The sequence below is a fragment of the Pseudoduganella violaceinigra DSM 15887 genome (assembly GCF_000425385.1).
Taxonomy (GTDB): domain Bacteria; phylum Pseudomonadota; class Gammaproteobacteria; order Burkholderiales; family Burkholderiaceae_D; genus Rugamonas; species Rugamonas violaceinigra.
The window spans coordinates 164,644-188,596 of sequence record NZ_AUDI01000016.1; the positions used below are offsets into that span (position 1 = coordinate 164,644).

At 62.8% G+C, this 23,953-nt stretch carries 26 protein-coding genes; 13 read left to right on the plus strand and 13 right to left on the minus strand.

What is annotated here, in order from left to right; all coding sequences use genetic code 11:
* Window positions 1-3: 3 nt before the first annotated feature.
* On the minus strand, window positions 4-432 hold the full coding sequence (rplM, locus tag H597_RS0111675) for a 50S ribosomal protein L13 (RefSeq protein WP_028102306.1): 429 nt from the start codon (window positions 430-432) through the stop codon (window positions 4-6).
* A 224-nt stretch (window positions 433-656) separates the two neighbouring features.
* Here rplM and H597_RS0111680 point away from each other — a divergent pair, with 224 nt between their 5' ends.
* The 4 genes from H597_RS0111680 to H597_RS0111695 are packed head-to-tail and all read left to right on the plus strand — an operon-like array spanning window position 657 to window position 4,428.
* A complete protein-coding gene (locus H597_RS0111680; RefSeq protein WP_028102307.1) occupies window positions 657-2,063 on the plus strand; it encodes an alpha/beta hydrolase in 1,407 nt (468 codons plus the stop codon).
* Window positions 2,060-2,794 carry an ABC transporter ATP-binding protein gene (locus H597_RS0111685; protein ID WP_028102308.1) on the plus strand — a complete coding sequence of 245 codons (735 nt, stop codon included), beginning with the start codon at window positions 2,060-2,062 and terminating at the stop codon, window positions 2,792-2,794. Before H597_RS0111680 ends, H597_RS0111685 begins: the two co-directional genes overlap by 4 nt.
* Before the next feature lie 2 nt (window positions 2,795-2,796).
* Complete coding sequence (locus H597_RS0111690) at window positions 2,797-3,975, plus strand: ABC transporter permease (RefSeq protein ID WP_229632152.1); 1,179 nt, start codon at window positions 2,797-2,799, stop codon at window positions 3,973-3,975.
* A gap of 30 nt (window positions 3,976-4,005) precedes the next feature.
* Entirely contained in the window at window positions 4,006-4,428 is a 423-nt protein-coding gene (locus H597_RS0111695; protein ID WP_028102310.1) for an OsmC family protein, read from the plus strand.
* Here H597_RS0111695 and H597_RS0111700 read toward each other — a convergent pair.
* Together H597_RS0111700 and H597_RS0111705 are read right to left on the minus strand one after the other, a co-directional pair.
* Window positions 4,415-4,975 (minus strand): flavodoxin family protein, encoded by a 561-nt coding sequence (locus H597_RS0111700; RefSeq protein WP_028102311.1) that lies wholly within the window; start codon window positions 4,973-4,975, stop codon window positions 4,415-4,417. The two genes, H597_RS0111695 and H597_RS0111700, sit on opposite strands and share 14 nt — an antisense overlap.
* On the minus strand, window positions 4,972-5,445 hold the full coding sequence (locus H597_RS0111705; RefSeq protein WP_035373925.1) for a DUF2938 domain-containing protein: 474 nt from the start codon (window positions 5,443-5,445) through the stop codon (window positions 4,972-4,974). Before H597_RS0111705 ends, H597_RS0111700 begins: the two co-directional genes overlap by 4 nt.
* A gap of 66 nt (window positions 5,446-5,511) precedes the next feature.
* On the opposite strand from H597_RS0111705, the gene H597_RS30600 reads away from it, so the two are divergent.
* The 3 genes from H597_RS30600 (at window position 5,512) to H597_RS0111720 (ending at window position 7,584) form a co-directional block, all read left to right on the plus strand.
* Window positions 5,512-5,919: a helix-turn-helix domain-containing protein gene (locus tag H597_RS30600; protein ID WP_035373928.1), complete on the plus strand. Its 408-nt coding sequence runs from the start codon at window positions 5,512-5,514 to the stop codon at window positions 5,917-5,919.
* 76 nt (window positions 5,920-5,995) lie between these two features.
* Window positions 5,996-6,847 carry a DUF2167 domain-containing protein gene (locus H597_RS30605; protein WP_051293714.1) on the plus strand — a complete coding sequence of 284 codons (852 nt, stop codon included), beginning with the start codon at window positions 5,996-5,998 and terminating at the stop codon, window positions 6,845-6,847.
* A complete protein-coding gene (locus H597_RS0111720; RefSeq protein WP_028102313.1) occupies window positions 6,844-7,584 on the plus strand; it encodes a hypothetical protein in 741 nt (246 codons plus the stop codon). Before H597_RS30605 ends, H597_RS0111720 begins: the two co-directional genes overlap by 4 nt.
* A gap of 73 nt (window positions 7,585-7,657) precedes the next feature.
* On the opposite strand, the gene coq7 is transcribed toward H597_RS0111720, so the two are convergent.
* From coq7 to H597_RS0111735, 3 genes are read right to left on the minus strand one after another with little or no spacing between them, the layout of a single operon-like run.
* Window positions 7,658-8,296: a 2-polyprenyl-3-methyl-6-methoxy-1,4-benzoquinone monooxygenase gene (gene coq7 / locus H597_RS0111725; RefSeq protein WP_028102314.1), complete on the minus strand. Its 639-nt coding sequence runs from the start codon at window positions 8,294-8,296 to the stop codon at window positions 7,658-7,660.
* Between the two features lie 60 nt (window positions 8,297-8,356).
* On the minus strand, window positions 8,357-8,818 hold the full coding sequence (locus H597_RS0111730) for a hypothetical protein (RefSeq protein WP_154668069.1): 462 nt from the start codon (window positions 8,816-8,818) through the stop codon (window positions 8,357-8,359).
* Window positions 8,819-8,826: 8 nt separating this feature from the next.
* Entirely contained in the window at window positions 8,827-9,273 is a 447-nt protein-coding gene (locus H597_RS0111735) for a hypothetical protein (protein WP_035373930.1), read from the minus strand.
* A 225-nt stretch (window positions 9,274-9,498) separates the two neighbouring features.
* Here H597_RS0111735 and H597_RS0111740 point away from each other — a divergent pair, with 225 nt between their 5' ends.
* The 3 genes from H597_RS0111740 to H597_RS0111750 all read left to right on the plus strand — a co-directional run bounded on the left by H597_RS0111740 (window position 9,499) and on the right by H597_RS0111750 (window position 14,466).
* Window positions 9,499-10,392 (plus strand): ABC transporter ATP-binding protein, encoded by an 894-nt coding sequence (locus tag H597_RS0111740; RefSeq protein ID WP_028102317.1) that lies wholly within the window; start codon window positions 9,499-9,501, stop codon window positions 10,390-10,392.
* An 11-nt stretch (window positions 10,393-10,403) separates the two neighbouring features.
* Complete coding sequence (locus H597_RS0111745; protein ID WP_028102318.1) at window positions 10,404-13,979, plus strand: ABC transporter permease/M1 family aminopeptidase; 3,576 nt, start codon at window positions 10,404-10,406, stop codon at window positions 13,977-13,979.
* A 70-nt stretch (window positions 13,980-14,049) separates the two neighbouring features.
* Window positions 14,050-14,466 (plus strand): DUF3597 domain-containing protein, encoded by a 417-nt coding sequence (locus tag H597_RS0111750; RefSeq protein ID WP_028102319.1) that lies wholly within the window; start codon window positions 14,050-14,052, stop codon window positions 14,464-14,466.
* A gap of 4 nt (window positions 14,467-14,470) precedes the next feature.
* Here H597_RS0111750 and H597_RS0111755 read toward each other — a convergent pair whose 3' ends face one another.
* Window positions 14,471-15,400, minus strand: a complete 930-nt coding sequence (locus H597_RS0111755; RefSeq protein WP_028102320.1) for a LysR family transcriptional regulator — start codon at window positions 15,398-15,400, stop codon at window positions 14,471-14,473.
* Between the two features lie 75 nt (window positions 15,401-15,475).
* On the opposite strand from H597_RS0111755, the gene H597_RS0111760 reads away from it, so the two are divergent.
* From H597_RS0111760 to H597_RS30610, 3 genes are read left to right on the plus strand one after another with little or no spacing between them, the layout of a single operon-like run.
* Window positions 15,476-16,501, plus strand: coding sequence for an NADP-dependent oxidoreductase (locus H597_RS0111760; protein ID WP_028102321.1), 1,026 nt, complete (start codon window positions 15,476-15,478; stop codon window positions 16,499-16,501).
* On the plus strand, window positions 16,498-17,181 hold the full coding sequence (locus H597_RS0111765; RefSeq protein WP_229632153.1) for a hypothetical protein: 684 nt from the start codon (window positions 16,498-16,500) through the stop codon (window positions 17,179-17,181). The genes H597_RS0111760 and H597_RS0111765 overlap by 4 nt, the downstream gene beginning before the upstream one ends.
* Window positions 17,178-17,711: a hypothetical protein gene (locus H597_RS30610; RefSeq protein WP_051293715.1), complete on the plus strand. Its 534-nt coding sequence runs from the start codon at window positions 17,178-17,180 to the stop codon at window positions 17,709-17,711. The genes H597_RS0111765 and H597_RS30610 overlap by 4 nt, the downstream gene beginning before the upstream one ends.
* Here H597_RS30610 and H597_RS0111775 read toward each other — a convergent pair.
* The 6 genes from H597_RS0111775 to H597_RS0111800 form a co-directional block, all read right to left on the minus strand.
* Window positions 17,708-18,823 (minus strand): succinylglutamate desuccinylase/aspartoacylase family protein, encoded by a 1,116-nt coding sequence (locus tag H597_RS0111775; protein WP_028102323.1) that lies wholly within the window; start codon window positions 18,821-18,823, stop codon window positions 17,708-17,710. The two genes, H597_RS30610 and H597_RS0111775, sit on opposite strands and share 4 nt — an antisense overlap.
* Before the next feature lie 10 nt (window positions 18,824-18,833).
* Window positions 18,834-20,219 (minus strand): YfcC family protein, encoded by a 1,386-nt coding sequence (locus tag H597_RS0111780; RefSeq protein WP_028102324.1) that lies wholly within the window; start codon window positions 20,217-20,219, stop codon window positions 18,834-18,836.
* Between the two features lie 86 nt (window positions 20,220-20,305).
* Window positions 20,306-20,641 (minus strand): hypothetical protein, encoded by a 336-nt coding sequence (locus tag H597_RS0111785; protein ID WP_028102325.1) that lies wholly within the window; start codon window positions 20,639-20,641, stop codon window positions 20,306-20,308.
* Between the two features lie 259 nt (window positions 20,642-20,900).
* Window positions 20,901-21,329 carry a hypothetical protein gene (locus H597_RS30615; protein ID WP_051293716.1) on the minus strand — a complete coding sequence of 143 codons (429 nt, stop codon included), beginning with the start codon at window positions 21,327-21,329 and terminating at the stop codon, window positions 20,901-20,903.
* A 37-nt stretch (window positions 21,330-21,366) separates the two neighbouring features.
* Window positions 21,367-21,906, minus strand: a complete 540-nt coding sequence (locus tag H597_RS0111795; RefSeq protein WP_154668070.1) for a hypothetical protein — start codon at window positions 21,904-21,906, stop codon at window positions 21,367-21,369.
* The gene (locus H597_RS0111800; protein ID WP_154668071.1) at window positions 21,893-23,941 is read right to left on the minus strand and encodes an alpha/beta hydrolase domain-containing protein; all 2,049 of its coding nucleotides are present in this window, start codon (window positions 23,939-23,941) and stop codon (window positions 21,893-21,895) included. The genes H597_RS0111795 and H597_RS0111800 overlap by 14 nt, the downstream gene beginning before the upstream one ends.
* Window positions 23,942-23,953: the final 12 nt, after the last annotated feature.

Sequence of the window (23,953 nt, forward strand, 5' to 3'; positions counted from 1 at the left end):
TCCTTAGAATTCGAGTGCTTTAGGTTGCTGGGCAGCGTGTGGGTGGGAACCCTCAGCGTACACTTTCAGCTTCTTGATCATGGCGTAGCCCAGTGGGCCTTTTGGCAGCATGCCTTTAACGGCCTTTTCCAGAGCACGGCCTGGGAAACGCTGTTGCATTTTCAGGAAGTTGGTCTCGTAGATGCCGCCTGGGTAACCGGAGTGACGGTAGTAGGTCTTCTCGGTTGCTTTGGTACCGGTCACGCGCAGTTTGCCTGCGTTCACGACAACGATGAAGTCGCCGGTGTCAACGTGAGGGGTGAATTCTGGCTTATGCTTGCCGCGCAGTCGGCGTGCCACTTCGCTGGCAACACGGCCGAGGACTTTGTCCGTCGCGTCAATCACGAACCAATCGCGCTGGACTTCATGGCCCTTAGCGGAAAAAGTTTTCATGTTTGAACTTTCTGTGAAAGATGTAAAAACGCTCTATCGGTGGTTCCGCCCCTGTACTTCAGCGGACGCAGCCTTCTTGTTTGCTTTTCCCGAGCGAAAAGGAAAGCTGACGATTATAGCCCGTCCCGAGCCGTTGGGTCAACCCCGCACTGTACCGCGTTTCCGTTGCTAAGCAGATATTGCCGGGCTACTATGGAACCCCGGAATCACAAGAGGAGACGGCCATGCGATCGCCCCTGCTGGCACTGATGCTGGCGCCCGTCCTGGCTATGGCCCAGCCCGGCAAAGATTGCCACCTCCCCGGCACGGAAGAATCCCTGAAGTGTGTCCGCCTGGCCGTGCCGCTGGACCACCATGCGCCCGGCGCCACCCTCACCCTGCACGTGGCCGTCGCCTCCGCCCTGCGTGAAACGGCCCGGCGCGACCCGCTGTTCCTGCTGGCCGGCGGCCCGGGCGAAGCGGGCTCCGACCTGGTGCCCCTGCTGAACAGCACCTTCCGCAAGGTGCGCGCCACGCGCGACATCGTCCTGATCGACCAGCGCGGCACGGGATTGTCCGGCAAACTCGATTGCAAACCCGGCAAGAATTCCGAAACGGCAACAGAAGATGAGCTGCTGGCGGAGACCCGCAGCTGCATCCAAGGCCTGAACAAGCCGCTCAACCTGTACACCACCGAGCAGGCCGCGCGCGACATCGAAGCGGTGCGCGGCGCGCTCGGCTATGGCCGCATCAACCTGTGGGGGGGCTCCTACGGCAGCCGCCTGGCCCAGGCCTATGCCCGCCTGTTCCCGGGCAGCGTGCGCTCCCTGGTGCTGGATGGCGTGGCGGCGCCCGACCAGGTGGTGCCGGCCGGCGCCCACGATGCGCAGGCCGCGCTGGAGGCCCTGTTCCGCCAATGCGGCAACGATACCGCCTGCGCCAGCGCCTTCCCCGGCCTGCGCTCCGAGTTCGACGCGCTGGCGGCGCGCCTGGCCAAATCGCCGCAGTCGCTGACCCTGCCCGATCCGCGCACGGCGGAGAGCAGCAAGGTCCAGATGACCAGCATGCGCTTCCTGGGCACCGTGCATAACATCCTGTATTCGCAATCCGACAGCCGGCGCCTGCCCTTCCTGATCCACAGCGCCTACCAGGACCGCTGGCAGCCCTTCATCGCGCGCAGCAATGTGTCGCGCGACTTCGCCTCCGACGGCGGACCGGCCATGCCGCTGCACCTGGCGGTGGTCTGCGCCGAAGACTACCCGCGCCTGACGCCGCAGCTGCTGGAGGAGGACACCAAGGGCTCCTTCCTCGGTGCGCCGCAGATCACGCGCATCGGCAAGATGTGCGAAAGCATGGCCGTGCCAGCCGTGCCGTACCAGGAGCCGTCGACCATTACGGCGCCGGTCCTGCTGCTCTCGGGCGCACTGGATCCGGTCACGCCGCCGCGCCGCGCCGAAGCCGCGCGCAAATACATGAAGCATGCCCAGCACCTGATCGTGAAGAACGGCGGCCATATCGTTTCCCCGCTCGGCTGCGCGCCGCGCCTGCTGCGCACCTTCCTCGACCAGCCTGCCGAGCCGCTGAAGGCCGACTGCCTCAACGAGATTCCCGCCCCCACCTTCCAACTGAACAGCGCAGGACCGCAGCCATGATCGAAGTCCAAAACCTCTGCAAGCGCTTCGGCAAGGTGCAGGCCCTGGCCGGCGCCAGCTTCACCGCCCGCGACGGCATCATCACCGCCCTGCTGGGTCCAAACGGCGCCGGCAAAACCACCTTGCTGCGCACCTTGGTCGGCCTGCTGCAGCGCGACCACGGCACCATTTCCATCGACGGCGTCGATCCGGCCGTCGACCCGATGGCGGTGCGCCGCAATGTCGGCGTGCTGACCGACCAGTTCGGACTGTACGAACGCCTGACGACGCGCGAATACCTGCGCTATTTCGGCGAACTGAACGACATGCAGGAAGCGGCCATCGACCAGCGCACGCGCGAAGTGACGGAATTGCTGTCGCTGGAAGACATCATCGACCGCCGCGCCAAGGGCTTCTCGCAGGGCCAGCGCATCAAGGTCGCCCTGGCGCGCACCCTGCTGCACCGCCCGCGCCACCTGCTGCTCGATGAGCCCAGCCGCGGTCTCGACGTGATGAGCACGCGCGCCCTGCGCCGCGCCCTGGCGGCGCTGAAAGCAGACGGCTGCTGCGTCATCATGGCCACCCACGTGATGCAGGAGGTGATCCATTCCTGCGACGATGTGATCGTGATTGCCGGCGGCACCACGGTCACGCAAGGCACGCCGCAGCAGCTCTGTGAACAGGCTGGACTGCCAAGCCTGGAAGACGCTTTCGTACGCCTGGTCGGCACCGAAGAAGGGATTGAATTATGAGGATGAAATTTCCCATCGTGCTGCGCAAGGAGTTAGTGGAAACCTTGCGCGACCGCCGCGCCCTCAGCCTCTTGCTGCTGTTCGTGCTGATGTATCCCATCCTGGTGGGCATGATGCTGCAGCGCCAGATCGACCGCGCCACCAAGCCCGAACGCGAGGGCGTCGAACTGGCGGTGATCGGCAGCGAGCAGGCGCCCACCCTGATGAACCAGCTGCGCCAGCGCAATGTGACGATCACCGAGCTGGAGGCCATGGACGAGGAGCAGATCAATGCCCTGCTGCGGCGCCAAACCGTGACGGCCGTGCTGCGCCTGACGCCGGAGTTCGCCGATAACTACCACGCCATGCGCCCGGCGCGGGTCGAGCTGTGGTTCGACTCCGCCGCGGACAGCTCGCGCAAGGTCGAGGAAGTGGAAATGGTGCTGCGCGACTACAGCCGCAACATCGCCAGCGCGCGCCTGCTGGCCCACGGGGTCTCGCCCGTGAACCTAAACCCGGTGCTGGTGCAGCGCTACGATGCCGGCACCAGCGCCTCGCGCTCGGCCAACACCATCAGCACCATGCTCGGCATCTTCTTCATTCCCGCCTTCATGTTCTGCATGAGCACCGCGGTCGACAGCACGGCCGGCGAGCGCGAACGGCGATCGCTGGAAGTGCTGATGGCGCAGCCGGTGCGGGCCGCCGACCTGATCGTCGGCAAATGGCTGGCGGCGTCGCTGCTGTCCATCGTCGGCATCACGCTGGAGCTGGCGATAGCGCACGGCATCCTGAAATGGCTGCCGCTGGAGGAAATCGGCCTGTCCTGGCGCCTGGGCTGGCGCGACCTGGCCATGGTCTGCCTGGCGTCGGCCACCCTGTCGCTGTTCGCGGCGGCGCTGGAGATCGCGCTGGCGATCAACGCCCGCTCCTTCAAGGAAGCGCAGACCCTGGTCAGCTTCACCATGATCGTGCCGCTGGTGCCGGTGATCCTGGTGCCGATGATGAACCTGACCAACAGCTGGTGGATGTATATGGTGCCCGTGCTGTCCAACCAGACCTTGCTGCGCGAGCTGGCCAAGGGCCAGAGCATCGGCATGCTGCCCTTCCTGCAAACCTTCTTCAGCAGCCTGCTGCTGGCCATGCTGTGCGTCTGGTATACCGAGCGGCGCATGAAGAGCGAGAAATACATGATGACCGTATAATGCCCGGACGCATTTTACGGAGAAAAGTCGATGGAAGTGAAAGTCAGCTGGAATGGCCCATCGGGCATGAGTTTCCGCGCCCAGACGGGTTCTGGCCATATGGTTGCCATGGACGGCGCGCCGGAAGGCGGCGGCCATAACCTGGCGCCGCGCCCGATGGAGATGGTGCTGCTCGGCACCGGCGGCTGCACCGCCTACGACGTGGTACTGATCCTGAAAAAGGGCCGCGCCGATGTACGCGGCTGCGACGTGACTCTGCAGGCCGAGCGCGCCGAGAGCGAGCCCAAGGTCTTCACCAAGATTAATTTCCACTTCACCGTCACCGGCAAGGACTTGAAGCCGGAAGTGGTCGACCGCGCCATCACCCTGTCGCACGACAAATACTGCTCCGCCAGCATCATGCTGGCCAAGACGGCGCAGATCACCCACAGCTTCGAGATTATCGAAGCCTGAGCAGCGTCTCGGCAAAACCCTGCCCGAACATGCGGGCAGTCTTGATATCCCCGGCGGCGAAATCGTTTGCCGCCGAGCCGTGGCCGGCCTGCGCCATCAGGCCGGACCACGACCCCAGGCGGTTCGCCGCTTCCTCGTAAGGCACGCCCGCATGCTGCTCTGGCAGGATCGGGTTGCCGGCCCAGATCATCCCGTGCTGCATGCAGAAGGTGAACATCGACACCAGCGTCGACTGCTTGTCGCCCGCCGGCAGCGAAGACACCGTAAAACCGCCCGCCAGCTTGCCCTTCAGCTGCTGCGTGCGCCACATCTTGCCGGTGGCGTCCATGAAGGTTTTGAACACGCCCGACACGCCGCCCAGGTAGGTCGGCGAGCCAAGCAGGACGCCCTCGTATTGCAGCAGCGCTTCCGGCGCGGCCGCCAGCTCCGACGCTTTCAGCACATGCACTTCGGCGCCCGCCACGCCGGCGGCGCCTTGGGCGATCTGCGAAGCGATATGCTCCGTATGGCCATTGGCGCTGTGGTAGATGACTGCGATTTTCTTCATGGTGTGATTCCCTTCGTGAGTAAAGCGGACAGATAGAGGCCGAGGCCAAACACCGTATGGTTGGCCAGGCTGCGCAGGCAGTTCTGCAGCGGCGCCGGGGTCTTGCTGGACGCCACGCCCAGCCCCATCGCGGGCTGCATGACGAACAGGGGGGCGCCGACGGTGGCAATGCCGACGGCAAGTGCCGGTCCCACGCTGGGCGCATGCAGCCAACCCTGCCCCGCCACCGCCACCAGGGCGGCCGCGAACGCCACGCCGGTGGCGTAATGCACCAGCCAGCCCAGCGCCCGCTCGCCGCCGACCGCCGGCGACGCGGCAATCGAATCGTGCGCAAAACGCCCCTGCGCCAGATGCCCGGCCCAGCGGCCGATGAAGGCCATATTCATCGTTTTCACGCCCATCCGCTTGAGCAAGGCCAGCCACAAATCGAACACGATGGTGGCGCCGATGCCGATGATGATGATTTCCATTGCAATCTCCCAGGTTGATGTGCACACTGTAGAAGTTGAAGCCAACTTCAAGTCAAGGGATTTTCGATGGATATCGCCGAAGTTGCCCAGCGCTCGGGCATCGCCGCCTCCGCCCTGCGCTATTACGAGAAAAAGGGCCTGATCACGCCGGCCGGCCGCAACGGCCTGCGGCGCACCTACGCCCCCGCCGTGCTGGACACGCTGGCCCTGATTTCGCTCGGCCAGTCGGCCGGCCTGTCGCTGGATGAAATCGGCGCCATGTTCACGCCCGAAGGCGGCACCTCCATCGACCGCGCTTTCCTGCTGGCCAAGGCAGAGCAGATCGAAACGCTGGCCAGGCGCCTGAAAGCCATGAGCGAAGGCCTGCGCCATGCCGCCGCCTGCCCGGCCCCCAGCCATGCCGAATGCCCAAAATTTCAGCGCCTGCTGAAAGCCGCCGCCTCCGGCGCCATAGCGCGCAGCCTGCGTTTGTGAGAAAGTGCGCATTTTCACCCCTGCCTTCGCTGGTATCCTGTTGGGTTTATCAAAATAACTCCACGGGGAAATAACAATGAAGGTACGTAACTGGGTAATTGCACTCGCGCTCCTGCCGGTGTTTGCGATGGCGGGCGACATGACGCCGGAACAGCGCAAGGATGCAATGAGCAGCCTGGAATGGCACGTCGGCCCGCGCGCCGAGGCGATCGCCGGCAAGGCCACGCTGAAAACGCCAAATGACAAAGTGCAGTTCCTGGACGAGAAAAACTCGCGCCGCTTCCTGGAGCTGACCGGCAATCTGCCCGATGACGGCAACTTCATCGTGTACGAGACCGAAGGCGGCTGGTGGGCCGACTTCTCCTTCGACCCGAGCGGCTATGTGAAGGAAGGCGAAAAGATCGACGCCGACGCGCTGCTGAAAACCCTGAAGGAAGGCGACGGCCCGTCCAACGAAGAGCGCAAGCGCCTGGGCCTGGGCGAACTGCATACCGAAGGCTGGTACGTTCCGCCGCACTACGACGAAAAGACCAAGCGCCTGGAATGGGGCCTGAAACTGCGCGACAGCGAAGGCATCGTCCTGAACTACACCATCCGCCTGCTGGGCCGCAGCGGCGTGATGAGCGCGACTCTGGTGTCCTCGCCGGAAACCCTGGACGCCGACGTGACCAGCTTCCGCAAGGTCCTGGACGGTTTCGACTATAACGACGGCGAGAAGTACTCTGAATTCAAGGCGGGCGACCACGTTGCCGAATACGGCCTGGCGGCACTGATCACCGGCGGCGCCGCCGTGATCGCCACCAAGAAGGGCTTCTGGGCCGCAGCGGCGCTGTTCCTGGCGAAGATGTGGAAGCTGGTTGCCGTGGGTGGCGTTGCGGCCCTGGCCGGCCTGAAATCGCTGTTCAAGAAGAAGGAAAGCAGCAATTGATCGCCCTCCACGCCGAAATCCTGCTGTTAGCGGCCATGGTTGGCCTCTACCTGTACGACTCGGCGCGGCTGTTGCATGCGAACGAAGGCGTGCTGGCGGCCACCCTCGGTGGCCGCTGGTCGCTGCATTTCGGCGCCGAGCATTACACCCTGCGCGGCAAGGAACCCTTCGTGCCCAATCCCCTGCTGCCGCACCGCCCGGTTTTCCCGATGCGCTGGAAGCAGCAGGTGGACGCGGCGCCCAAACCGGCGCAGCGCTGGACGCCGCCGCATTTCGGCCCCTACAAAGTACTGGCGCCCCTGGTCTGGCTGATGGCCCTGGCCTTGTTCGGCCTGATCCCGGCGGGGCTGTTTTCGCGCTACGGCAATCTGGCAGTGGCGGCCGGCATCTTGCTGTTTTATTCCACCGCGCTGGTCGCCCTGGCCTATGTATGGTTCAAGCGCCGCGCCTTGCAGCTTTCGCCGCGCCAGGTCGCTTCGCTGGCATTTGAATCGCTCACCTGCCCGCCGTTCGCGCTGAACCTGGTCCGCCATATCAGCTGGAAGGCCGCGCCCACGGACGAAATGGTCTCCGCCAGCCGCCGCCTGATGCGCAAGGATGACTGGGCCGCCACGCTGCCTTTTGTGATCAAGCGTATCGACAATGCGATCGCCTGGGAAAACGAAGGCACCCCACGTGCCCAAGCACTGGCCGAATACCAGGCCTCCCTTACGCATGAGCTTGCATCGCACTCCTGAAGCGGAACGCGGGACTGTTATTTACTTATGCGACGATGCTTGTTGGCTGGGCGTTGAAAGCAGTAGGGGCAATTTAAACGTAATACGTGGTCGACGTCATGACTTTCGACATCACCTTCATCGCCAGTTGAATCGGCAGCGGCGTCTTCTCCGCGCCCATGTCTTCGGCAGCTTTGCCGTGCGCGATTTCATCGACGCGCATCTGCTCGACGATAGCGCGGGACTTGGCGTCCTGCGGCGGCAGTCGATCCAGATGGCTGGCCAGGTGGGCTTCAACCTGGCGCTCCGTTTCCACCACAAAGCCCAGGCTTTGCTTATCCCCCGCCAGCGCAGCGGCTGTGCCCAGCGCGTAGGCGCCGGCATAGAACAATGGATTCAGGAAGCTCGGCTGCGAGCCCAGTTCTGACAAACGCTGAGCGCACCAGGCCAGGTGGTCTTCTTCCTCGCGGCTAGCCTTATCGAAGGCCGCACGCGCCTCGTCGCTCTTGGCAAAACGCGCCTGCGAGTTGTACAACGCCTGCGCCATCACTTCCCCCACATGGTTCACACGCATCAGGCCCGCGCTATGGCGGTGCTCCTGCTCCGTCATCTCCGCATCGGCGGCCCGCGCCGCAGGATTCGGCCGCGAAGCCGAGTGCACGCCAGCCAGCACGCGCAAGGCCTTGTCGGCGCCAGTGATGAAACGGTCGAGGGGATTATGGTAGCGGTTCATGGTGGTTCGTCCAGCTAGTTCGGAAGCGCACATTATATGCCGCCCATCCTGCCCTGTTCTTTACCCGATCCGTGGAAAATCGATATTGATCAGGAAAAGGTAAGGTGCCACGCAGGCGACCAGTCCGGTCACGGTGCCCAGCACAGCGCCAATTCCACGGTCAATCGCATACTTTGGCTGCTCATCGTCCCGGTTGGCGAGCAGCAGCGCGCCAGCACTTGCGTTCAGTGCCAGCAAGACCATCACGGCCAGCACTTCGGTATGGGCCGGCTTGAATATCGGACTCCACAATATCAGCCAGAGCAGCGTGACCGAAACGCTGAATGCAAACGCACGCCACCATGGCAGCATGTAGCGGCCTGGCAGCCTGGCCACGAGTTTTGTTATCAATGCCATTACAACGATCAAACCGATGAACACCAACTCCACAATCCTGTACCTCCATCGTCGCGCCACGGCGCTTTCATTGAAAAAACCCTGCGTCTCCAATCCGGCAGACGAGTAAAACTGCAGCGGCAGCACAAGGTTGCTTATGAACCTTCGCGCAAGATACGCTGCTTTTCCAGCCAGTCGGCCACCGGGCCGCGCGCGTCGATCTTCGAGATATCCTTCGCCACGCCCAGGTTCAGCCCAAGCAGGAAGGGAATGGAATCGACCGGCACTTCGGGCAGATAGTCCGCCATCGCCCGCATGAAGCGCGGCGATTCCAGCACGTCCACCACCTTGCCGCCACTCATGAACTGCAGGATGCTGGTCATGCTGTGCCCGCCGCCGAGCGAGCGGTAGACGAATCGGTTGAAAGCCTTGTCGAGCGCCTGGAAATCAAGCTGCTCCTTGGTCATCAGGCTGGCCAGGTAGTACAGCCCGAGCGCGGTGCGGAAAAACCCCGTGGACTCGCTGGCCGTCAGGCCGCAACGGGTCACGCTCAGGATCTTCTCCTGCACGTCAGCGTCGAGTTTTGGGTGGTGTACTTGCATTGCTTTGAACTATATAGCAATTTTATCCAGATTTGTTCCTTGCGCCGGGGTATCAACCTTGCTACCCTTGAAACTTTAGCGCTAAACCAACGCAGGAAGCCGCTTTTTCGTTCCCGGGAAAGTGCATCCTGGGACGCTGAATGTGCGGGCTATCGCATACGGGCAACCGATATGTCGAGCATTCAATACAATGCCACCATATGAAAAGGGGTTAGCGGAGCAGCCATGGAATTGCGCATCAAGAATTTATCCAAGACTTACGCCAATGGCGTGGTCGCGCTCGACAATGTGTCGCTGACCATCCCCGCCGGCATGTTTGGCCTGCTGGGCCCGAATGGCGCCGGCAAGTCGACCCTGATGCGAACCCTGGCGACCCTGCAGGAATGCGATTCCGGCTCGGTGTTTTTCGGCGAGCTCGATGTGCTCGATGAAAAGGATGAAATCCGCCGCCTGCTGGGCTATCTGCCGCAAGACTTCGGTGTCTATCCGAAAGTCACCGCCTACGAAATGCTCGACCATTTCGCGATCCTGAAAGGCTTGTCCAACCGTTCCCGCCGGCGCGAAGTGGTGGACGGCCTGCTGCAGCAGACCAATCTGTTCGAAGTGCGCAACCAGCGCCTGGGCGGCTTCTCGGGCGGCATGCGCCAGCGCTTCGGCATCGCGCAAGCCCTGTTGGGCGATCCGAAACTGATCATCGTCGACGAACCGACCGCCGGACTCGACCCGCAGGAGCGCGTGCGCTTCCACAACCTGCTGTCCGATATCGGCGAAGACCGCACCGTCATCCTGTCCACCCACATCGTGTCGGACGTGGCCGACCTGTGTTCCAACATGGCCATCATCAACAAGGGCCAGCTGATGGTGGCCGGCTCCACCCAGCAATTGATCGATGACGTCAGCTGCAAGATTTGGGCACGCTTCATCGACAAGAAGGAGCTGGCCTACTTCCAGCAGCGCCACGCCGTGATCTCGACCCGCCTGATGTCCGGCCGCACCCTGATCCACGTCTACAACGACGATGATCCGGGCGACGGCTTCGAGGAAGCACTGGGCGACCTGGAAGACCTGTACTTCGCGACCATCCTCGGCCGCCACGACGTCAGCCAGGCTTGCGACTGACCGGGGCCGCCATGTTTGCCATCGCCCTTTTTGAAGCGAAGCAGCGCCTGAAGCTGCTGTCGACCTGGGTCTACTTCGGCATGTTCATGCTGCTGGCCGTGCTGTGGATGGCGGCGGCGGGCGGCGTGTTCAAGGAAGCCATCGTCACGTTCGGCGGCCGCGTGTTCATCAACGCGCCGCGCTCGATCATGATGACCTCTTCCTTCCTCGGATCGATGGGCGTGATCATTATCGCCGCCGTCATGGGCCGCGCGGTGCAGCAGGACTTCGAATACGAGACCCACCATTTCTTCTTTTCGGCCCCGATCCACAAATTCCAGTACATGATGGGCCGCTTCATCGGCGCCTGGCTGGTGCTGTGCGCGGTGTTCGCCTCGATCCCGCTTGGGATCTGGATCGGCACCCAGCTGCCGGGCATCGATCCCGACCGGCTGGGACCATTCAACCTGGTGCATTACCTGGCGCCATATGCGCTGTCGCTGCTGCCCAACCTGTTCATTTTCGGCGCCATCTTCTTCGTGCTGGCGGCGCTGACGCGGCGCATGCTGCCGGTGTACGTATCCAGCGTGGTCATGCTGGTCGGCTATATCGTGGCGCCGGGCCTGGCGCGCGACCTCGATTACAAGACCCTGGCCGCGCTGATCGATCCCTTCGGCACCACCGCCGTCATCCGCCTGACCGAATACTGGCCGATTGCCGAGCGCAATGTGCGCATGGTGCTGCCGGAAGGCGTCTTCCTGCTGAACCGCGCGATCTGGTCTTCCTTTGCCCTGGTGGCGCTGCTGCTCGGCTACTGGCGCTTCCATTTCGTCAGCACCGTGGACAGCGGCGCCGCGGCGCGCAGCGATAGCGATATGCCGGTCAGCCTGACCCAGGCCGCCATTTCGACCAGCGAAAAGCCGGACTTCAAGGCGCGCAGCCTTGGCCTGCTGCTGATGCGCTTCAGCTACCTGAACCTGCGCGAGACCGCCAAGAACGTCTACTTCTTCGTCATTGTGCTGGCCGGCGTGCTGACCATGTACGCGGGTTCGCTGGACATGGGCGCCATATTCGGTACCGGCACCTACCCCGTCACCTACCAGGTGCTGGAACTGGTGACCAATACCTTCTCGCTCTTCATGCTGGTGGTGACCACCTTCTACGCGGGTGAAATGGTATGGCGCGAACGCGAGCACCGCATGGCGCAGATGCTGGACGCGATGCCGGTGCCAAGCTGGCTGCCCATTCTGTCCAAGCTGCTCGGCCTGATCGGCGTGCAGGTGCTGCTGCTGTTCATCGTCATGCTGGTCGGGATGTCGATCCAGCTGTTCAAGGGCTATTTCAGCCTGCAGCCGGGGCTGTATTTCCAATGGCTGTTCACGGTGCAGCTGCCCAGCTGCATCTTCATCGCGGTGCTGGCGATTGCGGTCCAGGTGCTGGTGAACCACAAATACGTGGGCTACTTCGTGATGATCGTCTACTACGTGGCGACGCTCACTTTTGCCACCCTGGGCCTCGACCATCCGATGGTGATGTACGGCGTGACGCCGGAACTGCCCTACTCGGACATGAACGGCTTCGGCCACTTTATGGTGCGCGAGCGCTGGTATGAGCTGTACTGGTCGGGCGCCGCCGTCATGCTGGTGGTGCTGACCGTGGTGTTCTGGCAGCGCGGCACCAATGAAGAATGGCGCCAGCGCGTCAGCCTGGCGCGCCGTGCGCTGAGCATGCCGGTGCTGGCCAGCTTCGGCTTCGGCCTGGCGGTCTTCCTCGGCGCCGGCGGTGTATTGGCCTACAACCTGTGCGCCAGCAACTTCAAGACGGCCTTCGGCCACGACGCGCTGCGCGCCGATTATGAGCGCAAGTACAAACAGCTGCTGGACGTGGCGCAGCCGCGCATTACCGATGTGAAGCTGGGGCTCGACATGTATCCGGAGCAGCGCACGCTGAAAGTCAAAGGCCGGTACCAGCTGGAGAACAAGACCGCGCAGGCCATCGGCACCATCTACGTGCAGCAGGATACCGACGCCAGCCTGCAGCCGCTGACTTTCGGCCGTGCCGCGCACCGCGTGCTGAACGACACGGAACTGGGCTTCTACAGCTACCGCCTGGACCAGCCGCTGCAGCCGGGCGAGAAAATCACCCTGGATTTCGTCCTGAGCTACGAGCCGAAGGGATTCTTCAACCTGGGCAAGACCACGCCGGTCATGAACAACGGCACCTTCTTCAACAACACCGTCCTGCCGCACATCGGCTATCAGCGCCACGCCGAACTGACGGACCCGCGCGACCGCAAGAAGCACGGCCTGCCGGCCCAGGAACGCGCACTGCCGCGTGACGATCCCAAAGGGCTGGCCAGCAACTATATCGGCACCGACGCCGACTGGGTCGGCTTTGAAGCGACGCTGGGCACGTCAGGCGACCAGACCGCGGTGGCGCCGGGCACGCTGGTGAAGGAATGGCGCAAGAACGGCCGCCGCTATTTCCATTACAAGATGGATCAACCGATCCTGAACTTCTATGCCTTCCAGTCGGCGCGCTACGCGGTCAAGCACGACTGGTGGCAGGACGTGGGCATCGAGATTTACTACCAGCCGGGCCACGAGTACAACCTTGACCGCATGGTCAAAGGCGTCAAGGATTCGCTCGACTACTACACGCGCAACTTCAGCCCTTACCAGCACAAGATCGTGCGTATCGTGGAATTCCCGCGCTACGAGCGCTTTGCGCAATCGTTCCCGAACACCATCCCGTTTTCCGAGGCGGTGGGCTTTATCGCCAAGGTGGACGACAAAAACCCGAAAGACATCGACTACCCGACCTATGTCACGGCGCACGAAGTGGCGCACCAGTGGTGGGCCCACCAGCTTGTGGGCGGCAACACGCGCGGCGCCACGGTGCTGAGCGAAACCCTGGCCGAGTATTCGGCGCTGATGGTGATGAAGAAAAGCTTCGGCCCGCAGCGCATGCGCCGCTTCCTGCGCTATGACCTGAACAAATACCTGTTCGGCCGCGCCACCGAAAACAAGAAGGAGCTGCCGCTGGCGGACAACGAAGACCAGGGCTACATCCACTACCACAAGGGCAGCCTGGCCATGTACCTGCTGGCCGACATCGTCGGCGAGGCGAAGGTCAACGAGCTGCTGGCCGAGCTGCTGCGCAAATACGCCTACCACGGCACTCCCTACCCGAGCGTGACGGTGCTGGTGGACGGCTTGCGCAAGATGGTGCCGCCGGAGCAGGCCTACCTGGTGGACGACCTGTTCAACGACATCATCCTGTTCGACAACCGCATGGTGGAGGCCAGCGCGGCCAAGCGCGCAGACGGCAAGTACGACCTGACGCTGACGGTTCACGCGGCCAAACTGCGCTCCGACGAACTGGGCGCGGAAAAGGAAATTCCCGTGCACGACCTGATCGACATCGGCGTGGACGACAAGGACGGCAACGCCCTGCTGCGCGAACGCAGGCTGATAGAGCGCAGCGAATCGACCTTCAAGCTGGTGGTAACGGGCCGCCCGGCCAGGGCCGGCATCGACCCGGACAATAAGCTGATCGACCGCAAGCCGGACGATAATATGGGCGGCGTGGAAATCACCTCGCGCTAAAAGTTAAGCAACGCACTTTGCGCGGCGCCCATGCTTGTTAAGCTTTCACGCAATCGAAAGCGAGGCAATCATGGGCATCCTGAGCAATATTTTCCACAAGATTTTCCCGTCGTCGCACCAAGAGGCCGCACCACCGCCGGCCTCTGGTGCGCCTTCCACCGCGCCAGCAGCCACGCCTGCCGCACCAGCGGCACAAGCAGCGGCAGCAGCAGCGGCGCCGGCCGCCACGGCCGCGGTCGATGTCGAAGCCATCCTCAACGAAAAGGCCGCCAGCGCCGGCCAGCCATTGAACTGGCGCACTTCTATCGTTGACCTGCTCAAGCTGCTCGACCTCGACTCCAGCCTGGCGGCACGCAAAGAGCTCGCGCACGAGCTGCATTACTCCGGCGATACCGGGGACTCCGCCGCGATGAATATCTGGCTGCACAAGCAGGTCATGAACAAGCTGGCGGAAAACGGCGGCAAAGTGCCGGCCGAGTTGAAATGAGCTGCTAGGCCAGTACACCAGCAAGCTGGTGCATCCATTCGGCGGCGTGCGCCCGGTTCCACACCAGCGCCACCTGCTCCACGCATTGGTAGGCGCAATCGCTGACATGGATGCGCACCAATTCTTCGTCTTCCAGTGCGAAATCCGGCAGGTACGCCAGTGCGGCGCCGGATTTGACGAAGCCAAGCAACAGGTGGATATCGTCGGTCCAATAGCGGATCTTGCGCGGCAGCTGGTCGTCGCGCCAGCCATCGGACCGGGCGCCGCGCTGCACGCCGCAGAACATTGAGCGCGGCGGACAGGCAAAATCGTGCGCCAGTACCTGCGCCGTGCTTGCCTGTAAAGCCTCCCCGGCTGGCACCTGGCGCCGGCCGCCGGCAGCAGCCAGCTGCTGCACCAGCGGATGCGCCACGCCGCCCACCAGGTGCTGCACGACGCTGCCCAGCGGCGTCACCGACCATGCCTCCGACCAGTGTTCGCCGCGCCCGTCGATCGCCTCGCGCGTCACAATGGCCGCATTGAGGTCGCCGCGCGCCAGCGCCGCCAACGCCTCGTCCTCGAACATGGCCTGCATGCGCAGGCTCGCTTGCGGCCACGCTTGCAAGGCCTCGCCCATCGCCCGGCCGTGGCGCCACAGCAGCACGGCCGGTCCGCCTACCCGGCAATCGATGGCGGCGAGGCCGCCCTGCAAGTCCTCCCGCGCCTGGTCGGCCAGCGCCAACAGCGTTTGCGCACGCGACAGCAGGAAAGTGCCCGACTGGTTCAACACCAGGGCCTTGGCACTGCGGTCGAACAGCGGCATGCCAACGTTTTCCTCGAGCCGCTTCAGGGCTTTGGAAACGGCGGACGGCGTAAGATGGGATTCCAGTGCGGCCGCCGCCAGCGACGGGCTGCGCGCCACGCTGACGAAGATGCGCAAATCGGCAAGATTCATTTATTTCCAATCAGGACGCAACCAGTGAATTTAAGTTGCTTTACGAGACACAATCACCCAGCATACCATGCCAATATGAACACCATCCTCCAACGCCAATGGATCTACCGCCAACAGCCGGTAGGCGCCATCACTCCCGATCATTACGAACTGGTCGAACAAGCACTCGACACCACCCTTGCCGACGGCGAGGTGCTGCTTGAAGCGCGCTGGTTCAGCGTGGATCCCTATATGCGCATCGGCCAGTCCAGCAAGCCGACCTACGACCCCGACCCGCATCCGCTGAACACTGTGCAGCAAGGCGGCGTGGTGGCCCAGGTACTGGCTTCCCGCTCGCCGGGCTTCATCCCAGGCGATTGGGTATTGAGCTATACCGGCTGGCAAACCCACGCCAGAACGCACGCCAGCGCCTTGAAAAAGCTTGATCCGCAAGCGGCCCCCGTGAGCACCGCGCTTGGTGTACTGGGCATGCCCGGCCGCACCGCCTGGTTCGGCCTGACCGAGTCCGGCCGACCGCATGCAGGCGAAGTCGTGGTGGTATCCGGCGCCGCCGGCGCGGTCGGTTCGCTAGTGGTGCAATTCGCCAAGCGCCACGGGGCGCGCGTACTGGGCATCGCCGGCGGCGGGGCGAAATGCGCCTGGCTGAAGGAAAAGCTGGGCGCCGACTGGGCCGTCGACTACAAGGCGTTCGATAGCGCGGAGGCGCTCAGTACCGAAATAAAAGCCCTGACCGGCGGCGTCGACGTCTATTTCGACAACGTCGGCGGCATGGTCACCGACGCCATCATCCCCATCATCAACCGCAGGGCGCGCATCGTCATCTGCGGCCAGATCAGCCAGTACAGCGGCGGTCTTGAAACCGCGGAAATGGGACCGCGCCTGCTGCAGCACCTGTTGTATCAACGCGCCACCATCCAGGGCATGCTGGCGCGAGATTACCTGCATCGCATGGACGAAATGATCCGCATCGTCGGACCTTGGGTAAAATCGGGAGACATCGTGTTTGAGGAAACCGTGGTGGAAGGATTCAACCAGCTACCCGCTGCCTTGAATTCCCTCTTTACCGGCGAACACCGAGGCAAACTTTTAGTCAAAGCATGAACCCGATACGTTCCTCCATCGCAGGCGCGTTGCTTGCGCTTTGCACGCTCCCGCTGCATGCGGCCGACGCCACCTACGGCAGCCACGGCATGGCTTTGTTCGGCGGACAGGAGGGCCTGTACGCCTCGCACCTGCCGATGTTCCATGCCCCGCATGACTTCCAGGTTATCCTGCAAGTCCATATCGAAGACAAAGCCACCGATGCCGCACTGCGCAAGCGGCTCGATGGCAAGGATGCCCTGTGGACCATCGATCCCGAAAAATTCGAACTGAGCACCCTGGCCCCGGAAGCGAAAAAGCAGCGCAAGGGCTTCAAGGCCGACATTGTGCAAGGCCATTTCGAACGGGGCGGCAACACCCAGTACAAGGCCGCGAACATTGTCATCGACAAGGTACTGCTTTTCCGCCAGCTGGACGACAAGCCGCGCGACGCTGCGCTGTCGCGCTATATGCAGATCGGCAGCGGCGCGCAGCGCTTCCTGGTCAAGGAAATCGATGCCCGCCCCGACTTCGACCATATCGTTTCCTACCATGCGGCGCCGGGTGCGCCGACCGCACCGGTCCAGGTGCGCAAGTGGGGCTTGCAAGGCACTGGCAATGATGCGTTGGCCATGGCGCTGAAGGCGAATATGGCTGCCATCGGCGGCACCATCTACTTCGAGACGGACGACCTCAAATGAGCGTGCCAAATATTTACCTGGGGCTGTGGCGCCGCAAAGGCATCTGGCGCAGCGACGGCAGCAGCGACCTGGTGACGCCGGTCTGGTGGTTCCAGGCGGCGGACTTCCATATCGACCTGCGCATTCCCGCCGACCGCAAGGCCGTGACGGGCTTTGCCGGCACCACGGTGGTGGAGGGCGAACGCTGCGAGTGGCAGCCCGAAATCGCCTACCCCCTGGTCAGCCCGGAACTTGACGCAGGCGTCATGCGTTTCGACAGCGAAGACGCCTTGCACGAGACGGGAGTCGACGGCAGCTACACGGAAGACTGGTGGCGCGAAGCCGCCGGCCCGGTGAACGCCGGCCGGAAGCAGCTCGATGATGGCCGCATCCAGTATGAGATCGCCTGTGGCGAATTCTTTGCGCGCGCTGTGGGCAAGCCGTACAAGGCGGCCGAAATCACGGTGTGGCGCCGCACGCCAGCCGGCTTGTGGCGCGTGATCGCCTCGACCACGGCCGCACGCGAAAACGTTACCGTCGAAACGCCTTAAAGGCTCAGCAAGCTGCCGCTGCGGAACGGCTCGGCGCCGGCGATCTTCGCCACGTTCATGCCGCGGATGATGTAGCGGTGCGACAGGCGCGTGAACAGCACGCCGTCCACTTCCGACTTCAGATGCGTGGTATCGCCACTGACCGGATCGATCAGGTCGGCGATCACTTCACCGGCACGCACCTTGTCCCCGACTTCCTTGAGATAGACCAGCATGCCAGCATGCGGCGCATCCAGGCGCTGCACACCTTCCAGCGGCGTCGGCGCGCAGCCGTGTTCCGGCACAGTCACCGCACCGGCATCGAGCATGCCGCGCACATGCAGGTAGCCGATGATCGCCTGCGCGTCGCGCGCCGCCAGCTCGTAGCTGACCGACACTTCGCCGCGCAGTTCCACGGTCGCCGCCATGCAGGCGGAAGGAATTGGATAGTCCGGGCCGAAATGCTCCGCCAGGTCCCACCACAGCCGGCTGCAGGCCTCATCGAAAGGCTCGCCGCCGGCCCCGCTGGTGTGCAATACGGCGCAGGCGCCCATCAGCTTGCTCAGCGGCTGGGCGATCTCGCACAGCGCAGTGCCGACGTACAGGTGCAGCTCCCCTTCATTTTCGCAATGCATGTCCAGCACCACGTCGGCATCGATCGCCATCTCCAGCAACGCTTTCTTGAGCGTGGTCGCATCCGACGTCGGCTGCCACAGGGCGACCAGCTCGCGCAGATGGCGGCGGATGGTGCGCACATTGGCTTCAGCATTGCTCCCCAACTGCCCTAGCAGGCGGGTTTTCAGCTGTTCGAAATAGTGGGGATAGCCGCGGTTGAAATTGATGCCGTTGCTGAGGTCAAAGCGCCCGAACGGCCGCTCATTGATGACTTGGGCCAAGCCGATCGGGTTGGCCGCCGGCACCAGGATCACTTCTCCCGTCACCTTGCCCGCAGCATCCAGCGCCTGCAGGCGCTTGCGCAATTCCTGCGCCACCAGCATGGCCGGTACCTCGTCGGCATGCAGCGCGGCCTGGATATACGCCTTGGGCCCGCCCGGCTTGCCGAAGTGGTAGCTGGTCAGTTCGCAATATACCGAGCCGTAAGGCGCGGACAAAGGGGTTTTGACGGTTTCCATGAGAGCCATCCTACCAGTTCATGAGACAAGGCGGCACCAGCAACAGCAGCGCCAGGACGAGGTAAATCAACTGCAGCGGTACCATCCAGCGCGCCCAGGTCAGCCAGGGAATGCGCGCCAGCGCCAACACGCCGACCGTGATGCCCGACGTCGGAATCATCGGCGTGGTGAACTCGCCGAACTGGAAGGCCAGGATCGCGGTCTGGCGCGTCACGCCCACCAGGTCGGCCAGCGGCGCCATGATCGGCATGGTCAGGGCCGCCTGGCCGCTGCCGGAGTGGATGAAGAAATTGATCACCGACTGGATCAGGAACATCTTCTGCGCCGAGAATACCGGCGAAGACGAGGACACCAGCGGCATCAGGGCGTGCAGCATGGTGTCGATGATGTGAGCATCGCGCGCCAGCACCATCGTGCCGCGGGCCAGCGCGATCACCAGCGCGGTGCCAACCAAATCCTTCGAGCCTTGCACAAACGCCGCCACGGCATCGTCGGAGCTGAGCCGCCCGATCAGCGCCACCAGAATAGTCATGGCCAGGAACAGCGCGCCAATCTCCTCGATAAACCAGCCGAACTTCACCACGCCGAACACCATGCCGCCCAGCGTGGCGACAAAAATCCACAGCACCAGGCGATGGCGCATGGTCATGCCGTCGAAATCGCTGACGTCAACCACGCCTTCCGCGCGTTTTTCCAGGTCCAGCAAATAGGTCGGGCTTTTCTCAGGATGGCGCTTGATGCGCGCCGCCCACCACATCAGGAAGGCGATAGTGACGCCGGTTGCAATGAACCATACGATCACACGGTAGCCGATGCCGGAGAACATCGGCACGCCCGCGATGCCCTGCGCGATGCCGACGTTGAAGGGATTCAGGAACGCCGCGCAAAAGCCCACTTGCGAACCGAGGAAGGGAATCGAGACCCCGGTAATGGTGTCATACCCAAGCGCCAGCGCCAGCGGCACAAAAATCAGGATAAAGGGAATCGCTTCCTCATTCATGCCGAACGTGGCGCCCCCAATCGAGAACAGCGTCACGAACACGGGGATCAGCGCCATGCGCACCACGCGCGAGCGCGAATGCGCCTTGGCGATGGATTTGATCATGGCGTCAACCGCCTGCGTCTTGTGCAGCACGTTAAAAGTGCCGCCCGTCAGCATGACAAAGCCGATGATCAGGCCCGCTTCGGCAAAGCCCTTGATCGGCGCCATCAGCAACTGCGCCAATCCCTGCGGCTTGCTCTCGATGTAGTGGAAAGTGTCCGGGTCAACGAGCTGCTTGCCGTTCACCAGGTGGGTTTCATATTTCCCGCCAGGGACCAGCCAGGTGGCCAGTGCAATCAATGCCAGGATGATGAACAGCAGAACAAAAGTATTTGGAAGCTTCAGTTTTTTCATGGATTGTTATAGCTCAGACTTCTCGAAGGCTTCCTGCCGAAAATGCTCCGGCAAGTCGGCCACCTGACCGCACGGCATTGCTGCGTTCATACGCGCCCCGTCGCAGGCGTAGCTTCTAGCAGCGCTATTTTGATCGATGAAGCTAACCATTTCACGACTGAAAGCGAATCTTTTGTCTTGATCTTGAAAATAGCGACCACAAACGCCGCTATGGCAAGCGAAAAGACAATTCCGCCCGCCGCTTCCAGATTGTGATTGAATATCACGTCACGACTTGCCAAGACAACGAACAAGGTTAGCAATGAAAGAACGCAGGACAACTGGCATTTAGCCCTGAACGGCATGTGAAAGATGCCTTGCAAAACAACGTATTCTCCTTGATCGCAAAGGCAACCATCAAATTCCATCAGAGGCTTGCTCATTCCCTTAGTTCGACATTCAAGAGTAACACTTGATTCGCTCACCGAACCGGCGATCCACCGCAACGCCATTGTCTTCGAGTTGCATGAGGCGCAGAGAATCGATAGCTGGCGCAATGCGTCGACAAGTGAAAGCCGAGATTCGTAGCGGACCTCGAAGGACTTCACTGCGCGTTCACATGCAAGAAAGACACAAGGCGTTACCACCGCGAGACAAGCCAGAAGATATAAATACGATGGAGTGTTCATATGTTACATCGCCCTATTCGCCCCGTGCCCGAACGAGGTAAACAATTTCGCCATCATAGCTGGCCGACCCAAGCTGGTGCGTCGCAGGCATGGCGGCCATCATCCAATCCGGAGCAGGCGAATCCCAAGTCACGCCGGGGAAATCATGGGGATAGGCGGAACCATTTGGATTTGGCGAGTGAGCATAGACGGCATTGTCCATCGTATTGCCGCAGAGGGTTGCCCAATACTGGATCGGCTCCGGTCGGGCTTTTCCCCGCAACTCCATGTAGAGCAACAGGCGCACGGTTGCTGCCGCAATTTCCGGGATATTCTCGGGCCGACAGTTACCCCGCCCGTACAGATCCAGGTGAGTGTGCCAGTAGTCGAACCAGCCAGTGAAGTCGAGGCGGTCGATATTGCAGCGGCCACGGGATTCCGCTCGTGCCCAGTAGGCTTGCATTCTCTTGCTATATCGAGGGTCCAAAGCCGGTCCCCGCCTAATCGTAAACATGGGTCCAGCGGTGTTGCGTGAAGTCGTAATTCTCCATTTCAAATGGCATGAAGGTACTGCCATACGAGAACATGGGCTTACCTGCCTCACATATATAGCCATTGATACCGATTACTTCCTTTACCTCGTCCCTGCCGATGCCGACCGTAGCCAGCGATTCCGGGCAAGATCCGTGCTGTGCTATGTATGCTTCGACCTTGGCGACAATACGCTGCCCCTCTTTTCTCGCCGCGGCATTCATGTACGCATGGGTCCCGAGGACGACCATTACGCCCAGTATCCAGATTCCCATGCGGATAAGAGTCAGCGGCCTGATCGCAGGCTTACGTATGGCGCTCCAACTGGAATGGATCAGCCACGGAACCAACGGCAGGGCCCCAAAAAAGAGGAGAAAGCCCATGTACCGGTTAGAAAGCAGAAATGTCACGAGACCGCAAGTGATGAGGCTAGGAACAAGTGGGCGGATCATTGACTTGGGGTGAGAACAAAAGAGTGACGTGGCTTCAGTCTTTTCATGGATTGGCATACAGATAGTTGCAGCCCTGGTCGGCAGGATCGCGCGCCATGATGCGGTCGTACAGGCCGGCGCGTTCGGCAACAGTGCGTTCGACATCTTCCTGCAGCAACAAGCGCGCGGCAACCTGGCGCACAGCGGCGGCACGGGTGGCGGCGATAAAGGCGTCGCGATTGGCGTAGCGCGCCTGCAGGCTTGGGCGCGGATCGTTGGCAGCCTTGCGCTCTGCCTCAGTGCGGGCGAACGGGACGAAGCTGCCCTCGTAGCGCGAAGTGGCCCAGGCGAAGCCGGTCTCCGGCGCGCGCAGGTTCCAGCCGGTGTGGGTGCCGAGCGGCGCTTGCAGCTCCACCAGGCGCACACCGCCACGGTCGTTACCGTCACCGTCCGGTGCCGGGACGCGGGTCTCAAACGCCATCTTCTGCGCGGCGGGCACCATATCGGCAATGCCTTGCGAGAGGAAGCGCGCGCCATGGTCAAGCCGCGGCTCGCGCAGGTTCTGCTCCGGCGGCGTCAGTCCCGGCACGGCCGGGAAGGCCTTGCGGTATGCCTCCACTGAAACCAGGGTGCCGTCCTCCAGGCGCGGATAGGCGCTGGCCGGCGGCGGCGTGCCCTTGCTGGTCCAGCCGTCCAGCGCCAGCATCAGGGCCCGCAGCGGCAGGTAGTAGTTGGTGGTCGACGTGCAGGCGGTGAAGGGGCTGCGGGTCTGCGAACGGCCCACGTAATGCTGGGCACCCATCAAGCCGTACACGCGCACATTGGCGGCCGGGGCAACGTCGCCCACGCCATCTGGCGCAGTGGTCACCAGCGAGGCGCCGCGGTTCCAGAATTCCGCCGAGGTGTTGGCAATCAAGAGCTTCGGCGCGCGGCCATACTTGTCCTTCGCGTGGTCCAGCGTGGAAGCGATGCGGCCGGTCACAGGGTCGCGCGTCGGCGTGCTGGTGAACGGGAAGGAATCGCTCGGGTAGTCATGTTCCTCCAGCATCGACGGATGGCGCGTGACCTGCACGAAGCGGCTATTGAAGCCGCTCGATCCACCAGCGCCCGGCACTTCCAGCAAGGCGCCGTCGAATACCATCCGGCCTTGCTCGTCGAGATTCAGACCGTCATGCAGCATGCGGCCGATCAGGCGTGCCGACTGGCTGTAGCCGAACATGAGCACCGTCTTGGGCAGCGAGGCGCCTTCGATCGGGTTATCGCGGAAATACGCCAGCAAATCGCGGATGCCGGCCAGCCCGGCAGCGGTTACGCGCGGGTCTTTCACCTCATAGCGTACCTCGTAGATCGTCCCCGTCTGGAAGCCGCCTTGCAGCTTGATGCGGCCCGGGCCGCCGGGCTGCTCCGGCGCCAAGAATTCCCAGCGGTTGCGCTCGATGGGACGGCGGATATCGCCCTGGCGGGTACGCTCCGTCAGCACCGCCTCCGGATCGTTAGCGGTGGCGGGTTCATAGCCGATGCCGCGCAGGCCGGCGTAACTGGCCACGTCGGCCGGCGCGTCGACGATGAACTCATTGGCCGACATGCCGCGCAGGCCTTTCGCCACGGGCGCCTTGAAGACCAGCGGCCGCACGCCGGCAGGCGAAGGCGCGACGTCCCAGGTCCAGGCCGAGAACAGCATGCTGAAACCATGCCGCATCATGAAGCCGTCGCCGGCATCGTCCGCCGTGGTGGGATCGTTGTTCTTCGGCGCCTTGCCATTGAGCTGGCCCAGCACCACGATATTGCCGCGGTTGTTGACGTCGTATACCAGCGTGCCGGTCTTGCCGCTCACGGGCCGCAGCAGCACGAACTCGCTGGAAAAGCGCACCATGCCGCGCTTGTCGCGCGGGGCGCGCTTCAGGTCGACGATAGGCAGGTTGGCGGCGGCCTTGGGGTTGAGCGAGAAGTAAGCGATGCCGCGCAGCTTTTCGTATTCGCCGGCCTCCCCGAACTTGACGCCCGGCGCAAACGGCACACGTTCCGTGATCTCGATACGTTCGACGGCAGCCCGCGCAGGCAGGGCTGCGACGGCAACGACGGCGGCGGCCGCCGCCCGGCGCAATGTTTTCATGGAGTCGTATGA

Bases quoted from the DNA above. Each gene is read 5' to 3' on its own strand.
- rplM (WP_028102306.1), bottom strand. From the start codon at position 432: ATGAAAACTTTTTCCGCTAAGGGCCATGAAGTCCAGCGCGATTGGTTC.
- H597_RS0111680 (WP_028102307.1), top strand. From the start codon at position 657: ATGCGATCGCCCCTGCTGGCACTGATGCTGGCGCCCGTCCTGGCTATG.
- H597_RS0111685 (WP_028102308.1), top strand. From the start codon at position 2,060: ATGATCGAAGTCCAAAACCTCTGCAAGCGCTTCGGCAAGGTGCAGGCC.
- H597_RS0111690 (WP_229632152.1), top strand. From the start codon at position 2,797: ATGAAATTTCCCATCGTGCTGCGCAAGGAGTTAGTGGAAACCTTGCGC.
- H597_RS0111695 (WP_028102310.1), top strand. From the start codon at position 4,006: ATGGAAGTGAAAGTCAGCTGGAATGGCCCATCGGGCATGAGTTTCCGC.
- H597_RS0111700 (WP_028102311.1), bottom strand. From the start codon at position 4,975: ATGAAGAAAATCGCAGTCATCTACCACAGCGCCAATGGCCATACGGAG.
- H597_RS0111705 (WP_035373925.1), bottom strand. From the start codon at position 5,445: ATGGAAATCATCATCATCGGCATCGGCGCCACCATCGTGTTCGATTTG.
- H597_RS30600 (WP_035373928.1), top strand. From the start codon at position 5,512: ATGGATATCGCCGAAGTTGCCCAGCGCTCGGGCATCGCCGCCTCCGCC.
- H597_RS30605 (WP_051293714.1), top strand. From the start codon at position 5,996: ATGAAGGTACGTAACTGGGTAATTGCACTCGCGCTCCTGCCGGTGTTT.
- coq7 (WP_028102314.1), bottom strand. From the start codon at position 8,296: ATGAACCGCTACCATAATCCCCTCGACCGTTTCATCACTGGCGCCGAC.
- H597_RS0111735 (WP_035373930.1), bottom strand. From the start codon at position 9,273: ATGCAAGTACACCACCCAAAACTCGACGCTGACGTGCAGGAGAAGATC.
- H597_RS0111740 (WP_028102317.1), top strand. From the start codon at position 9,499: ATGGAATTGCGCATCAAGAATTTATCCAAGACTTACGCCAATGGCGTG.
- H597_RS0111745 (WP_028102318.1), top strand. From the start codon at position 10,404: ATGTTTGCCATCGCCCTTTTTGAAGCGAAGCAGCGCCTGAAGCTGCTG.
- H597_RS0111750 (WP_028102319.1), top strand. From the start codon at position 14,050: ATGGGCATCCTGAGCAATATTTTCCACAAGATTTTCCCGTCGTCGCAC.
- H597_RS0111755 (WP_028102320.1), bottom strand. From the start codon at position 15,400: ATGAATCTTGCCGATTTGCGCATCTTCGTCAGCGTGGCGCGCAGCCCG.
- H597_RS0111760 (WP_028102321.1), top strand. From the start codon at position 15,476: ATGAACACCATCCTCCAACGCCAATGGATCTACCGCCAACAGCCGGTA.
- H597_RS0111765 (WP_229632153.1), top strand. From the start codon at position 16,498: ATGAACCCGATACGTTCCTCCATCGCAGGCGCGTTGCTTGCGCTTTGC.
- H597_RS30610 (WP_051293715.1), top strand. From the start codon at position 17,178: ATGAGCGTGCCAAATATTTACCTGGGGCTGTGGCGCCGCAAAGGCATC.
- H597_RS0111775 (WP_028102323.1), bottom strand. From the start codon at position 18,823: ATGGAAACCGTCAAAACCCCTTTGTCCGCGCCTTACGGCTCGGTATAT.
- H597_RS0111780 (WP_028102324.1), bottom strand. From the start codon at position 20,219: ATGAAAAAACTGAAGCTTCCAAATACTTTTGTTCTGCTGTTCATCATC.
- H597_RS0111785 (WP_028102325.1), bottom strand. From the start codon at position 20,641: ATGAGCAAGCCTCTGATGGAATTTGATGGTTGCCTTTGCGATCAAGGA.
- H597_RS30615 (WP_051293716.1), bottom strand. From the start codon at position 21,329: ATGCAAGCCTACTGGGCACGAGCGGAATCCCGTGGCCGCTGCAATATC.
- H597_RS0111795 (WP_154668070.1), bottom strand. From the start codon at position 21,906: ATGCCAATCCATGAAAAGACTGAAGCCACGTCACTCTTTTGTTCTCAC.
- H597_RS0111800 (WP_154668071.1), bottom strand. From the start codon at position 23,941: ATGAAAACATTGCGCCGGGCGGCGGCCGCCGCCGTCGTTGCCGTCGCA.